Source organism: Streptomyces sp. NPDC001100 (assembly GCF_053598575.1).
Window position 1 is genome coordinate 70,177 of sequence record NZ_JBSFKO010000024.1, and the last position, 13,461, is coordinate 83,637.

The 13,461-nt window shown below is 70.7% G+C and carries 12 protein-coding genes; 7 read left to right on the plus strand and 5 right to left on the minus strand.

Translation table 11 applies throughout. From position 1 onward, the window contains the following. Nucleotides 1–2: 2 nt before the first annotated feature. From ACWDEW_RS30545 to ACWDEW_RS30565, 5 genes are all read right to left on the minus strand, one after another. The gene (locus ACWDEW_RS30545; RefSeq protein ID WP_450516867.1) at nucleotides 3–977 is read right to left on the minus strand and encodes an LLM class flavin-dependent oxidoreductase; all 975 of its coding nucleotides are present in this window, start codon (nucleotides 975–977) and stop codon (nucleotides 3–5) included. Further along, entirely contained in the window at nucleotides 974–3,391 is a 2,418-nt protein-coding gene (locus tag ACWDEW_RS30550; protein WP_450516869.1) for a bifunctional acetate--CoA ligase family protein/GNAT family N-acetyltransferase, read from the minus strand. The genes ACWDEW_RS30545 and ACWDEW_RS30550 overlap by 4 nt, the downstream gene beginning before the upstream one ends. A gap of 14 nt (nucleotides 3,392–3,405) precedes the next feature. Next, complete coding sequence (locus ACWDEW_RS30555) at nucleotides 3,406–4,485, minus strand: amidohydrolase family protein (protein ID WP_450516871.1); 1,080 nt, start codon at nucleotides 4,483–4,485, stop codon at nucleotides 3,406–3,408. 111 nt (nucleotides 4,486–4,596) lie between these two features. Beyond that, a complete protein-coding gene (locus ACWDEW_RS30560) occupies nucleotides 4,597–5,562 on the minus strand; it encodes an electron transfer flavoprotein subunit alpha/FixB family protein (RefSeq protein WP_450516872.1) in 966 nt (321 codons plus the stop codon). A gap of 56 nt (nucleotides 5,563–5,618) precedes the next feature. Further along, nucleotides 5,619–6,380 (minus strand): electron transfer flavoprotein subunit beta/FixA family protein, encoded by a 762-nt coding sequence (locus ACWDEW_RS30565; RefSeq protein WP_450516874.1) that lies wholly within the window; start codon nucleotides 6,378–6,380, stop codon nucleotides 5,619–5,621. A 163-nt stretch (nucleotides 6,381–6,543) separates the two neighbouring features. Between ACWDEW_RS30565 and ACWDEW_RS30570 the strand changes: the two genes are divergently transcribed. From ACWDEW_RS30570 to ACWDEW_RS30600, 7 genes are read left to right on the plus strand one after another with little or no spacing between them, the layout of a single operon-like run. Then, nucleotides 6,544–7,866 carry a phenylacetate--CoA ligase family protein gene (locus tag ACWDEW_RS30570; RefSeq protein ID WP_450516876.1) on the plus strand — a complete coding sequence of 441 codons (1,323 nt, stop codon included), beginning with the start codon at nucleotides 6,544–6,546 and terminating at the stop codon, nucleotides 7,864–7,866. Beyond that, nucleotides 7,866–8,597 carry a hypothetical protein gene (locus tag ACWDEW_RS30575; protein ID WP_450516877.1) on the plus strand — a complete coding sequence of 244 codons (732 nt, stop codon included), beginning with the start codon at nucleotides 7,866–7,868 and terminating at the stop codon, nucleotides 8,595–8,597. The genes ACWDEW_RS30570 and ACWDEW_RS30575 overlap by 1 nt, the downstream gene beginning before the upstream one ends. Nucleotides 8,598–8,599: 2 nt before the next feature. Beyond that, nucleotides 8,600–9,511 (plus strand): SDR family oxidoreductase, encoded by a 912-nt coding sequence (locus ACWDEW_RS30580; protein WP_450516879.1) that lies wholly within the window; start codon nucleotides 8,600–8,602, stop codon nucleotides 9,509–9,511. 4 nt (nucleotides 9,512–9,515) lie between these two features. Then, on the plus strand, nucleotides 9,516–9,959 hold the full coding sequence (locus ACWDEW_RS30585) for a Zn-ribbon domain-containing OB-fold protein (protein ID WP_450516881.1): 444 nt from the start codon (nucleotides 9,516–9,518) through the stop codon (nucleotides 9,957–9,959). Then, the gene (locus tag ACWDEW_RS30590; protein WP_450516883.1) at nucleotides 9,956–11,104 is read left to right on the plus strand and encodes a thiolase family protein; all 1,149 of its coding nucleotides are present in this window, start codon (nucleotides 9,956–9,958) and stop codon (nucleotides 11,102–11,104) included. Before ACWDEW_RS30585 ends, ACWDEW_RS30590 begins: the two co-directional genes overlap by 4 nt. A 13-nt stretch (nucleotides 11,105–11,117) precedes the next feature. After that, on the plus strand, nucleotides 11,118–12,338 hold the full coding sequence (locus ACWDEW_RS30595) for an acyl-CoA dehydrogenase family protein (RefSeq protein ID WP_450516884.1): 1,221 nt from the start codon (nucleotides 11,118–11,120) through the stop codon (nucleotides 12,336–12,338). After that, a complete protein-coding gene (locus ACWDEW_RS30600; protein ID WP_450516886.1) occupies nucleotides 12,335–13,450 on the plus strand; it encodes an acyl-CoA dehydrogenase family protein in 1,116 nt (371 codons plus the stop codon). The genes ACWDEW_RS30595 and ACWDEW_RS30600 overlap by 4 nt, the downstream gene beginning before the upstream one ends. The last annotated feature ends 11 nt before the right edge of the window (nucleotides 13,451–13,461 follow it).

The following is a 13,461-nucleotide window of genomic DNA, read 5'->3' on the forward strand; positions in this document are numbered from 1 at the left end:
GGTCAGACATCGGCAAGCAGCGGGCGCAACTTCCCGGCGATCAACTGGACTTGGCGTGCCACCATCTCCTCGGGCATCCCCGCCAGCGAGGCCCACAGGAACACCCCTTCCACCGGCAACCCCGCCACGTACGCCTTGACGGCGTCGGCGATGTCCTGCGGGGTGCCGTACAGGAACTGGCCGACACCGGTCGCTTGCAGCCCCGTCGCCCGCCACTTCTCGGGGTCGATGGGGCGGGGGGCCGGCTGGTCGGTCCCCTCGACCATGTACCGGCGATAGCTGTCCCACTGGTACGCCAGGTGTTTGCGCACCACCGGCCAGTCGCCGTCGGGGTCCTCGGTGACGAACGTCGTGAACGAACCCTGCATCCGCGCCGCCGACACGTCGTACCCGCTCTCGGCGAGCCCGTCCCGGTACGGCGCCAGCAGGGCCGGGTTGAGGGACAGCAGCCCGGCGCCCAGCCGTCCGGTCCGGCGCGCACCCTGCGGTCCCTGGTAGCCGAGCCAGATCGGCAGCGGGTCCTGGACCGGACCCGGGGTGACCAGGGACTCGGACCACAGGCCGCGGATCTCCCGCACCCGCTGGTCCGTCGTGGAGTAGCGCCGGGCGAGATCGGCGCCGTAGAGCCGGTACTCGGGTACGCGGTAGCCGGTGCCGAGTCCGAGGTCCAGGCGGCCCTCGCTGATGATGTCGACGATCGCGGCCTGTTCGGCGAGCTCCGGGGCCGCGTGCAGGGGTGCGGGGATGACCGCGGTGCCCAGCCGGATCCTGCTCGTGCGGGCGGCGACCGCGGCGGCCATGGTGAGCGGCTGCGGGAGGTATCCGTCCTCGAAGCCGTGGTGTTCGGAGAACCAGACGGAATCGAGGCCGAGCCGCTCCGCCTCCTCGCACATCTCCAGGGCGAATCCGTAGACGCGTGACCAACTCTGTTGCCAGGGCGGGGGGTTGCGCATGTCGAAGTAGATGCCGACCTTCATGAGGGGCCACCTCTCCTTGTGTTGTCGGCGAGTTGGATCGTGGCGCGGGCGACGGCGATGCCGTCCCCGGGCGGCAGCAGCCGTACCGGACGCAGTTCCATCGACTCGATCTCGGGCAGGTCCTCGACCATCGCGGAGATCCGCAGCACGGCTTCTTCGAGGGCTGTCAGGTCCACACCCGGGCCGCCCATCCGGCCGTCCAGCAGTGGGGCGGCCCGCAGCGAGCGGATCATCTCGCGGGCGTCGCGATCGCTGAGCGGGGTGATCCGGTGGGCGACGTCGGACATGAGGTCGGCGTAGTCCCCGGTCAGGCCGAACGCGATCACGGGGCCGAAGACCGGGTCCGCGCGCACGGAGAGGAACGCGTCCGGGCCCGGCGAGTGCGTGTCCCGGACCGAGATGCCGTACGCGTCCAGCAACTCGGCGGCGACCTGCGGCGGTACGGCTCCCGGAGCGCACCCGGCGATCAGCGAGCGGGCCTGGTCCGTGTCGACCCCCGGAAGGTCCGGGATGACCCCGGCAGGTGTGCTGCGCCACGCCTGATACGCCGCCGCGTGGCCGAGCGAGATCGCCGCGGACTCGGGGAACGCGTAGGTCGGTACGACGAGTTCGCCCCGGTGCAGGAGATCGGCGACGCCCGCGCCGCCCAGGAAGCTCGCCACCACCGGCTTGCCGGGTGCGGCCTCGGCCGCGTCGAGGATCGCCGCCGCGACCTCGTCGGGCTTGTCCGCGAGTGGGGGCATGAAGAGGACCACGGCCGCGTCGATGTCGTCGTCGGCCAGGACGGCGTCCAGCGCCTGCCGGTAGTGGGCGGCGGTGGCCATGGGCGTGAGGTCGATCGGGTTGGCGGCGTCCGCGCGGGGCGAGAGCGCCGTACGGAGGGAGTGTCGTAGACGCTCATTCAGTGCGGGCACCCGCAGGCCGCTCGCCTCGCACGCGCCGACGGTCAGCGCGGCGGGGCCGCCCGCGTTGGTGATCACGGCGACCCGGTTGCCCGGCGGGGGCGGCTGGTGCGCCAACAGGAGCGCTACGTCGAAGAGTTCCTGGAGACTGCGGGTACGGATGACGCCCGACTGGGCGAAGAGCGAGTCGACCGCCGCGTCCGCGTGCCCCGGGTGCACCGCGACGATCGGTTTGCGCGGCGCGACCCGGCGCGCGACGCGGGCGAACCGGCGTGGATTGCCGAAGGTCTCGACGTGCAGCAGGACCACCGAGGTCTCGGGGTCCTCCTCCCACCACTGGAGCAGGTCGTTGGTGGAGACGTCCACGGCGTGGCCCACCGACACGAACCCGGAGAAGCCGAGCCGCAGCCGCCGCGCGAAGTCGAGCACCGCGAGCCCGAGCGGCCCGGACTGGCTGGACATCGCCACCCGGCCCGGCGTCGGCAGCGCGGGGGAGAAGGTCGCGGCCAGTCGGGCCGCGGGTGTCGTGTTGACCACGCCCATGCAGTTCGGGCCCACCAGCCGCATCCCGGAGGCGCGGGCGAAGCGGGCCAGCTCCAGCTCGGTCGCCCGACCTTCGACTCCCGTCTCCCCGAAGCCCGTCGATACGACGACCACCGCTTTGACGCCGGCCGTCGCACACTCTCGTACGACATCGGGCACCGCCTCGGCCCGTACGGCGACCAGCGCCAGGTCCGGCACCTCCGGAAGCTCCTGGACGTTCGGATACGCCCGTGCCCCCGCGATCTGCTCGGCCTGGGGGTTGACCGGGAACACGGGACCGCGGAAACCGCCCCGCAGCAGGTTGGCCACGATCTCGTGCCCGATGGTCAGGGGGCTGCGGTTCGCGCCGATCACCGCGACCGAGCGGGGTTCGAGCAGCGGGCGCAGGGAGCGCCGTACAGCCGTGTGCTCGCGGCGTTCGGCCCGGGCGACGGCCTGGGCCTGCGGGTCGACGGCGATCTCGAAGTGGACGATCTGACCGGGTGGCCCGAACTCGACCCGGAAGCCCGAGCCGAGGAACACGTTGATCATGCGGGTGTTGTCGGCGAGGACGTCGGCCTCCAGGACCCGGATGCCCCGGGTGCGCGCGGCGGCGGCGATGTGCTCCAGGAGCAGCCTGCCGAACCCCTCGCTCTGGTGGTCGTCGCGGATGGTGAAGGTGACCTCCGCGTGTTCCGGTTCCTCGGGATCGCGGACGTAGCGCACCAGGCCCGCGATCTCGTCGCCGGCCAGGGCGACGAGCGCCAGTTCGTTCAGGTAGTCCACGTGGGCGCCACGTCGGATGACGTCGTCGCGGGCGCGGACCACCGGGCCGAGCGAGCGGTAGGCCAGGGTCGCCCGGGACAGTCCGCCGACGAACGCGACCAGGCGGTCGGCGTCTTCCGGCCGGACGGGCCGGACGAAGGTCGACCGGCCGGTGCGCACGAGGCCCGGTCGTTCCAGATCCTCGGGATACGGCGGACTGCTCATCGGGGTGTCGCCGCTCAGACGGCCGCCTCCTGGGGAGTCTGCTCGGGCAGATTGAACAGTTCGTCGAAGGTGCCGCGGGTGACCCGCTCGCGGATGTCCGCGGGCACGCCGTCGAACAGCTCGTGCAGCGTTGACTGGGTGTGGCCGTAAGTGCCTTCCAGGTGGGGGTAGTCGTCGCCCCACATCACGTTGCGGTACCCCGTCGACTCGACGATCTCCACCGAGCTCTTGTCGTGCTGGAAGGAGGCGTACACCTGCTGCCTGATGATCTCGCTGGGCAGCCGGCTGAGCTTCGGCCGGACGAACATGCCGTGCTGTCGGTAGGCCTCGTCCATCCGGTCGCCGATGGCCGGCACCCAGCCCGCGCCGCCCTCCGCGATCAGGATCTTCAGATCGGGGTGCCGGTCCAGAGCGCCGCCCGCGACCATGTGGGACACGACCCGCATGCCCGGGTAGGTCGTCTCCATGTAGTTGACGACCGCGCCGCCGGGCCCGCGGAAGACGACGTTCTCGCCGCCGGTGCCGATGTGGAAACCCAGCACCAGACCGGCCCGCTCGGCCGCCGTCCACAGCGGTTCCCACCGGTCGAGGGCGTACTCCTCGCCGGGCCGGGTCTGGCACGGCAGGAACACCGACTGGAAGCCCATCTCCGCCACCCGCTCCACCTCGGCGACCGCGTCCTCGACGTCGGCGGTCGACACACAGGCGGGAGTGATGATGCGCTTCTGCTTCCCGAGGACCTCGGAGTGCGCCCAGTCGTTCCAGGCCCGTACGGTCTCCCGGGCCAGCTCCCGCTCGGTGATCGACACCAGCCAGAACCCCATGGAGGGGAAGGCCAGTTGACCCCAGACGCCCTCCTGGTCCAGGTCCTTCAGCCGTACGTCGAGGTCCCGGGCGCCCGGCGGCCGCATGGCGTCCATGAAGTCGTTGAGCTGGCGGTCGATGCGCTCGCCGTCGATGTAGAGCACCTCGTACTTGTCGCCGCGCTCACTGCGCGGCGCCCGGTCGGCGAGGCGCGGCGGCAGCGCCCGGATCCACAGGTCGTCGGGCTCCATCACATGGGAGTCCCCGGAGTTGACCCAGATCTTGGTCATGGCGCTCCTTCGGGTCAATGGATGTAATCAGTTAGCGATTTTAATCGTATCGGCCGCCAGGTGGAAGGCCGGGTGGAAGTTCGGGGGAGCGGAGATCGGGAGAGGCGGAGATCAGCTCCGTCGCCGCTCGATCTCCTCCACCAGCTGCGGGAGCACCTGGAAGAGATCCCCTACGACGCCGTAGTCGGCGAGTTCGAAGATCGGGGCGTCCGCGTCCTTGTTGACGGCGACGATGGTCTTGGAGGTCTGCATGCCCGCCCGGTGCTGGATCGCCCCGGAGATGCCGGCCGCGAGATAGAGCTGCGGGGAGACCTGCGTGCCGGTCTGGCCCACCTGGTGGCTGTGCGGGTACCAGCCCGCGTCGACGGCCGCGCGGGACGCGCCGACGGCCGCGCCCAGGGCGTCGGCGACGCGCTCGATCACGGCGAAGTTCTCGGCGCCGTTCACGCCCCGGCCGCCGGAGACGACGATGTCCGCCTCGCTCAGTTCGGGCCGGTCACCGCGCTCGCGGGGCGTGCGGGACAGGATCTGCACGGCGCCGGAGGCCGGGCCGAAAGCGACGTCCCACTTCTCCAACTCGGCTGTGACGGGGGCCGGTTCGGGTGCGGTCGCGTTCGGCTTCACCGTGATCACCGGAATGCCGTGGCTGACGTGCGCCGTCACCTGGTACGTCGCCGCGAACGCGGACTGCTCGGTGACCGGGCGGCCGTCGGCGCCCGCCGTGATGTCGACGGCGTCCGTGATCAGCCCCGACCCCAGCCGGAGCGCGACCCGGGCGGCGGTCTCCTTGCCGTCCGGGCCCGACGGCAGCAGGATCGCCGCCGGGTCGGTGCTCTCCGCGATCTGTACGAGGGCGTCAACGACCGGAGTGACCAGGAACTCCTCGACCTCGGGTGCGTCCACGACGTAGACCTTGTGCGCGCCGTACCGGCCGAGGGTCTCGGCCGCGGAGTCCGCACCGGGGCCGAGGAAGACGGCCGACGGTTCGCCCAACCGGCGTGCCAGGGTGAGGAGTTCGAGGGTCGGCTTGCGGACGACGCCGTCCAGGTGATCGACGAGTACGAGTATCTCGGCCACGGTGACGGGCTCCTTGGGTCGGTCAGGCGAACTTGTCGCACAGGCGAACCTGTCGGTCAGACGAACTTCTTGGCGGTGAGGAACGCGGCCAGCCCGATGCCGCCCGTCCCGTCGTCGGAGACGAGTTCTCCCTTGGTGCGCGGCGGACGCCTGGTCGCGGTGTCCACCGCCGACCGCGCCGCCGTACGGCCGACCTGCCCGGCGTCGATCCCGAGATCGGCGAGGCCGAGGGCCTCCAAGGGCTTCTTCTTCGCGGCCATGATTCCTTTGAAGGAGGGATAACGGGCGTCGCCGGAACGGTCGGTCACCGACACGACGGCCGGCAGCCCGCTCCGGACCCGCACGGTCGCGGTGTCGCCCTCGCGCCGACCGGTCACCGCCCCGTCCGCGACGGTCAGTTCCTCGATGTGGGTGACGGCCGGGACGCCGAGCCGTTCCGCGAGTAGCGCCGGTATGACGCCCCCGCCGCCGTCCGTCGAGGCCATCCCGCACAGCACGAGATCGAAGCCGTGTCGTTGGATCGCCCCGGCCAGGACGAGCGAGGTGGCGAACACGTCGCTGCCCTCGATGTCCTCGTCGGCCACGTGTACCGCCGAGTCGCCGCCCATGGCGAGCGCCTTGCGCAGGGCGTCCTTCGCGTCGTCCGGACCGACGGTGAGGTAGCAGATCTCGACGTCCGGGCCCGACTCCGCGATGCGGAGGGCCTGTTCGACGGCGTACTCGTCGAGTTCGGACAGCAGTGAGTCGACCGACGCGCGGTCGGTGGTGCCGTCCTCGGTGAAGGTGCGGTCCGCCGTGGCGTCGGGCACGTGCTTCACGCAGACAACGATCTTCACATCGCTCTCCCGAGGCTCTAATGAGTGCTAATAGTTAACTATATGGATCGAGTGAGCGCGAGAGTTCCCCGGGATTCAGTCAAATTAGTTGACTGATTGCGCTGATGGCTGGAAGATCTGGGCAGCTGAGCCGCGAGGAGGCGTCATGGCCGGGGACAGGGACACCGCTGACAGGTACTTCGAGCCACAGGTGGAGACCATGGCCCGGGACCAGTTGCGGGCACGCCAGGAAGAACGGGTGGTGGAACTCGTCGAGTACGCCTACGCCAACTCCGCCTTCTACCGCGCACTTTGGGACGAGCACGGGGTGCACCCGCGTGACATCCGCACCCTCGATGACTTCCGGGCACGCATCCCGTTCATCACCAAGGACATGGTGCGCGCCCACCGGTCCCGCACCGGCGACCCCTTCGGCGGGCTGCTCTGTGTCCCGACCGAGGAACTGACCTCCGTCTCCTCCAGCTCGGGCACCACCGGCGACCCGGAGTTCTTCGCCGAGATCTGGGAGGACGCGCCGCCCCTGGTCACCGCACAGGTGCGTGACCTCTGGGAACTCGGTCTCAGGCCCGGTGACCGGGTGCTGAGCCCGCCCGGCACCTTCCGCAACCTCATGGACCCCGGCTACCAGGCGCTCGGCGCGGTCGTCATCGAGGTGGACACCTGGCTCGGGAAGATGGACGAGGTCGTCGAGGCCCTGCGCACCTACCGCCCGGCCTACCTCCAGATGATGTATCCGCAGATGGTGGAGCTGGAGCACCTGGCCGGCCGGACCGACCTCAAGGAGGCGTTCTCCTCCCTCAAGGGCGCCTCCTGCGCCGGACAGCCCCTCAGTCGGAAGATGCGTGAGCGGATCCGCGAGGACTGGGGCATCGACGTCTACGAGTACACCAGCGCCGCCGACACCGGCACCGCCTGGGAGTGCCGCGAACACGATGGCTTCCACCTCTGGGAGGACACCGTCTTCGCGGAGTGCGTCGAGGTGGACGAGCACGGCTGGCGCGACGCGGCGGAGGGCGACCTCGGCGAACTGGTCGCCACCGACCTCGACAACCGGGCCGCGCCGCTGATCCGTTACCGCAGCGAGGACCTCGTCCGCCTCTCCCGCGACCGCTGTGGCTGCGGGCGCACCCACGCTCGGATGTGGGTGGCCGGCAGGCGCGGCGACGAGACCCTGGTCCAGGGGCGCTCCGTGGTCCTGCGGGACATCTGGCAGGCCGTCGAGGATCAGCCCGAGACCGTGGCCGGCGTCTTCCAGATCGTCCGCGCCGGACGCGAGGTCGACGAACTGCGCCTGCGCGTCGGCTACGACCCCCGTCTCACCGGCGATGTCGACGCCCTGGCCGGACGCCTGGGCGAGGCCGTGCGGGAGCGGACCGGCGTCAAGCCGGTGCTCGACATGCGCACCGAGGAGGACCTGTTGAAGACCATGACCAGCGTCGCCAAGTTCCCCCGGGTGGTGAAGAGTTGATGGCCCGCGCCGACACTCTGGCCAGGGCCCGTACCCTCGACCGGCCCGAACTCGCCTACCTCGTACGCTTCCCCACTTCCGACGGCATCCGGGACATGGAACTGACCTGGGCCGAACTCGCCCGCGACACCGAGTGGGTGACCGCCCGCCTCCGGGACCACGGACTGACCGCAGGACAGCGGGCGTTGCTGACCACCTCCGGCTTCGAGGGCTTCTGGGGCCATGCGGTGATCGGCGCCCTGCGCGCGCTGAAGGTGCCGTACGGCATCGCCGAGGCGATGGGCTGGGACCACCGCAGGACGGCGGTCTTCCACCGCGAACTGGACCCGCACGCGGTCATCGGCCTGTCGGCCGAGACCCTTGAGGGGCTGGCCGGTGCGGCCGACGTCGGTGAGATGTTCCGGACGACGCCGGTCGTACTGGCCCGGCCCGCCGCCGTACCGGTGCTGCGCGGGGTGGGCGTGTCCGCCGCCGTGATCGCGACCGCGGGACCTGCTCTCGCCCTGGAGTGCCCTGAGCGGGGCGGAGCGCACGTCAACGCGGCCGAGTGGCGGATCGGCGCGCGGGACGGACAGCTGTCCGTGGCGGCGGGGGAGGAGCGCACCTCACTGCTTCCCGAGACCACGCTCGGCATCGCCGGACACGTGCTCACCGGCCGCTGCGCCTGTGGCAGCGAGGACCCACGGGTCGTCTTCGCCGAGGCCAACCAGCCCACATCATCAAGGAGTTGAGGATGTCCGAAGGAGTGGTCGACGGCCGGGTCGTGGTCGTCACCGGCGCCGGCAACGGGATCGGCCGGGCACACGCCCTGGCGTTCGCCGCGCACGGCGCGAAGGTCGTGGTCAACGACCTGGGCGGCGCGCGCGACGGCGGAGGCGCCTCGGCCGGACCCGCCCAGACCGTGGTCGACGAGATCGTCGCGGCCGGCGGCGAGGCGGTGGCCAACACGGACGACATCTCCGCCTGGGACGGCGCCGGCCGGCTCGTCCGACAGGCCGTCGACACCTACGGCGGCCTGGACGTGCTGGTCAACAACGCCGGCATCCTGCGGGACCGGATGATCGTGTCGATGACCGAGCGGGACTGGGACAGCGTGATCGCCGTCCACCTCAAGGGCAGCTTCGCCACCCTGCACCACGCCGCCGCGTACTGGCGCGAGCGCGCCAAGTCCGGTCACGACAACGACGCCCGGGTCATCAACACGACCTCCCCGTCCGGCATCTTCGGCAACCCCGGCCAGTCGAACTACGGCTCGGCCAAGGCCGGCATCGCGAGTCTCACCGTCATCGCCGCGGCCGAACTCGCCCGCTACGGCGTGACGGTGAACGCCATCGCGCCCACCGCGCTGACCCGGCTCACCGAGGACATCGAGATGATGAGACAGGCCGCCGAGGCCCAGGACCTCACCCCCGAAGCCATCTCCCCGCTCGTCGTCTGGCTCGGCTCGGCCGCCTCCCGCGAGGTCACCGGCCGGGTCTTCGGTGTCGTCGGCAATCGGATCACGGTGCTGGAGGGCTGGGTCAACGGCCCTGGCGCCAGCGCGGAGTCGCGCTGGACACCGGAGGAACTGACCTCGGTCGTCCCGAACCTGGTGGCCAAGGCGGCTCCCAACGCCGACGCCTTGGGCAACCGGAACGGGGCATGAAGACATGACGACCAATCAAAAACCCGTCGCTGCAGGCCTGTTCACCTGGCCACCCGACGAGGGCACACCCCTTCGTCTCATCGGCTCCGAGTGCACGGACTGCGGACTGGTGAGCTTCCCCGCCGCCTCGGACTGCGTCCGGTGTGCGAGCACGGAGTCCAAGGAACGGCTCCTGGCGGAGCGCGGGACGCTCTGGACGTACACCACCCAGGACTTCCGGCCGCCGTCCCCGCCGTACGACGGCCCCGAGGCCTTCGAGCCGTACGCGGTCGGGTACATCGAACTCCCCGGCGAACTGCTGGTCGAGGCCCGCCTCACCGAACCCGACACGGACAAGCTGCGGATCGGGCAGGAGATGCGGCTGACGCTCGTGCCGTACCGCGTGCAGGACGACGGCACCGAGGTCATGACGTTCGCGTTCGCCCCGGCCGAGGAGGAGACACCGTGACCGAGGCCGTCATCATCGGCGTGGGACTCCACCCCTTCGGCCGCTTCCCCGGGAAGCCGACACTGGACATGGGCGCGGACGCGGTACGCCTCGCGCTCGCCGACGCGGGCGTCAACTGGCCGCAGATCCAGGGAGGGTACATCGGCAGCTACGAGGTCGCCAACCCGGACGCGATCGTCGCCCGGCTCGGCCTGACCGGCGTACCGCTGCGCGGGGTGTTCAACGGCTGCGCCACGGCCGGTACTTCGGTGGCGCTGGCCGCCCGCGCCATCGAGACCGGCGAGCACGACCTGACCATCGCGATCGGCCTGGACAAGCACCCGCGCGGCGCGTTCGCCGCCGACCCGTCCGTGGCGGGCATCCCCTCCTGGTACGGGCAGACCGGCCTCTTCCTCACCACGCACTTCTTCGGCATGAAGATCAACCGCTATATGCACGACCACGGCATCTCCCACGAGACCCTCGCGCGGGTGGCGGCCAAGAACTTCGGCAACGCGGCCCGCAACGAGAAGGCCTGGCGCCGAACTCCCTTGTCGGTGGAGGAGATTCTGGCCTCGCCCGTGCTCAACTACCCCCTCCGCCAGTACATGTACTGCGGCCCTGACGAAGGTGCGGCGGCCCTCGTGCTGTGCCGGGCCGACCAGGCCCACAAGTACACCGGGAAGCCGGTACGGATCCGGTCAACAGCCCTGCGCAGTCGTCGGCTCGGCGCCTTCGAGGTGCAGAGCCCGTCGTTCCCGGTCGGGGAGGTCGTCGCGAGCCCGACCGTGGACGCCTCGCGGGAAGCCTACGAACGCGCGGGCATCGGCCCCGAGGACGTCGACATCGCACAACTCCAGGACACCGACGCCGGATCGGAGGTCATCCACATGGCCGAGAACGGCCTCTGCAAGGACGGTGAGCAGGAACGCCTCATCGTCGAGGGCGCCACCGAGATCGGCGGCAGACTCCCGGTCAACACCGATGGCGGACTCCTCGGCAACGGCGAACCGATCGGCGCTTCCGGACTGCGGCAGATCCACGAGATCGTCCTCCAACTGCGCGGCACGGCGGGCGACCGACAGATCCCCGGCACACCACACGTCGGCTACACCCACCTGTACGGCGCGCCGGGCGTCTCGGCGGTCACCATCCTGAGCACCTGAGGGCAGAGCGGACATGGCAGACGACATGCAGGACTTCGCGGCCGAGGCACGCGCCTTCCTAGACGCCCACGCGCCGAAGGCCCCCGACCGCACCGCCCCCACCTGGGGCGAGGGCGACGACTCGATGGCGTACTTCAGCAGCCTCCCGCCCGAGGCGGAACGCGAGCACGTACAGCGGGCGCGCGACTGGCAGCGCGTCCGCCACGAGCACGGCTTCGGCTGGATCACCGGCCCGGTCGAGTACGGCGGCCGGGGCCTGACCCCCGTCCACGACCTGCTCTACGACGCCGTCGAATCTGAGTACGACGTCGCCGACACCGGAGTGCTCAGCGTGATCGGCCTCGGCATGATCGGACCGACGATCCTCGCCCACGCCCAACCGCACATCAAGGAACGGTGGTTGCCCGCGATGTACCGCGGGGACGCCATCGCCTGCCAGCTGTTCAGCGAACCCGGCGCCGGCTCCGACCTGGCGAGCGTGACCACCCGCGCGGTCCGGGAGAGCGACCACTGGGTGCTGAACGGCCAGAAAGTGTGGACCTCGGTCGCCCAGCACAGCCAGATCGGCCTCGCCCTCACCCGCACGAACCCGGACGCCCCCAAACACCGAGGGATCACGGCCTTCCTGGTCCCCATGGACGCCCCCGGCGTAGAGGTGAGGCCGCTGCGGCAGATGACCGGCGGCGCGGACTTCAACGAGGTCTTCCTCACCGACGTCCGCATCCCCGACGACCACCGGCTCGGCGAGGTCGACGGCGGCTGGACGGTCGCCCTGACCACCCTGATGAACGAACGCGCGACCGTCGGCAGCGAAGGCGTGGGCCCAGTGGCCGCCGCGCTGTCCCCGGACCACCTCTCGGCGTTGATGCGCGCCACCTGGACCTGGGACGACCGCGCCCTGCGCGCCCGGCTGGCAGAACTCCTCGTGGACACCCTCGCCACCCGGCACCTCAACACCCGCGCCCTGCGCACCCTGCGCGCCGGCGGCACACCGGGCCCCGAGATGTCCGTCTCGAAGCTGATGTACGGCCAGAACCTCACCCGCGCTGCCCACTTCGTGTCCGACGTTCTCGGACCCCGGATCATCGCCGACACCGGGCAGTGGGGTACCTACGCCTGGTCCGAACTCCTTCTCGCCACCCCGGCGTTGCGCATCCTCGGCGGCACTGAGGAGATCATGAAGAACATCCTCGCGGAACGTGTCCTCGGACTGCCCAAGGAGGTGCGGTCATGACCGCCGACGAGAGTGAATTGCGCGAACTACGGTTCTCCGTACGGGAGTTCCTTGAAGCCAAGTCGCCCGAGGAAGCCGTCCGCAAGCTCATGGAGAGCGAGCCGCGCTTCGACCCGGCGGTGTGGGCGCAGGCGGCCGACCAACTGCGGCTGCCGGGCCTGGTGATCCCGGAGGAGTACGGCGGTGACGGCTTCGGCCTCGTCGAACTCGGCGTCGTACTGGAGGAGATGGGCCGCGCTCTGCTGTGCGCCCCTTTCTTCGCGACGGTCGTGCTCGCTACCCAGGCACTGCTCGCCTCGGGTGACCGGGAGGCCTGCGCACGTCACCTCCCCGGCATCGCGGCCGGCCGGACGACGGCCGCCCTGGCGGTATCTGAGGACAGCGGGTCCTGGGATCCCGCCCTGATCTCTGCGCGCGCTGTGCCGGACGGGCAGGGCGGCTGGAAGCTGAGCGGACGTAAGTCATTCGTCATTGACGGTACGACCGCGGATCTGCTCCTTGTTGTCGCCCGCACCGTGGCTGGCCCCTCGCTCTTCGCCGTGGACCGGGAAGCCCTGGGACTGGCGGCCGTTCCGATGGAGACTCTAGACGCCACCCGGGCGATGGCCCGGCTGACGTTCGACGCGGTGCCCGCGACGCTCGTCGGCGCGGACGGGGCGGCGGGGCGCACGATGGCCAAGGTGCTGGACGTTGCGTCGGTCGCCCTCGCCGCCGAGCAGTCGGGCGGGGCACGGAGATGCCTGGAGGCGAGCGCCGAATACGCCCGTACCCGGCACCAGTTCGGCCGGCCGATCGGCTCCTTCCAGGCGGTCAAGCACAAGTGCGCGGACATGCTCGTCCAGGTGGAGCTGGCCGAGGCCGCCTCTAGGGAGGCGGCGCGACTGGCCGACGAGGGCTCTGCGGAGTTTTCCGTCGCCGCCGCCGTGGCGCACGCGTGCTGCTCACGGGCGTACATGTTCGCGGCCATGGAGAACATCCAGGTCCACGGCGGCATCGGCTTCACCTGGGAGCATCCGGCGCATCTGTATTTCCGGCGCGCCAAGTCCTCGCAGCTGCTGTTCGGCGGGCCTGCCGTTTACCACGAGCGGTTGCTGGACCGGCTCGGGATCTGAGCAGCGTATGA

What these genes read in the sequence shown, in the direction of transcription:
- ACWDEW_RS30545 (WP_450516867.1), bottom strand. Translation starts at nt 977, where the DNA reads ATGAAGGTCGGCATCTACTTCGACATGCGCAACCCCCCGCCCTGGCAA.
- ACWDEW_RS30550 (WP_450516869.1), bottom strand. Translation starts at nt 3,391, where the DNA reads ATGAGCAGTCCGCCGTATCCCGAGGATCTGGAACGACCGGGCCTCGTG.
- ACWDEW_RS30555 (WP_450516871.1), bottom strand. Translation starts at nt 4,485, where the DNA reads ATGACCAAGATCTGGGTCAACTCCGGGGACTCCCATGTGATGGAGCCC.
- ACWDEW_RS30570 (WP_450516876.1), top strand. Translation starts at nt 6,544, where the DNA reads ATGGCCGGGGACAGGGACACCGCTGACAGGTACTTCGAGCCACAGGTG.
- ACWDEW_RS30575 (WP_450516877.1), top strand. Translation starts at nt 7,866, where the DNA reads ATGGCCCGCGCCGACACTCTGGCCAGGGCCCGTACCCTCGACCGGCCC.
- ACWDEW_RS30580 (WP_450516879.1), top strand. Translation starts at nt 8,600, where the DNA reads ATGTCCGAAGGAGTGGTCGACGGCCGGGTCGTGGTCGTCACCGGCGCC.
- ACWDEW_RS30585 (WP_450516881.1), top strand. Translation starts at nt 9,516, where the DNA reads ATGACGACCAATCAAAAACCCGTCGCTGCAGGCCTGTTCACCTGGCCA.
- ACWDEW_RS30595 (WP_450516884.1), top strand. Translation starts at nt 11,118, where the DNA reads ATGGCAGACGACATGCAGGACTTCGCGGCCGAGGCACGCGCCTTCCTA.
- ACWDEW_RS30600 (WP_450516886.1), top strand. Translation starts at nt 12,335, where the DNA reads ATGACCGCCGACGAGAGTGAATTGCGCGAACTACGGTTCTCCGTACGG.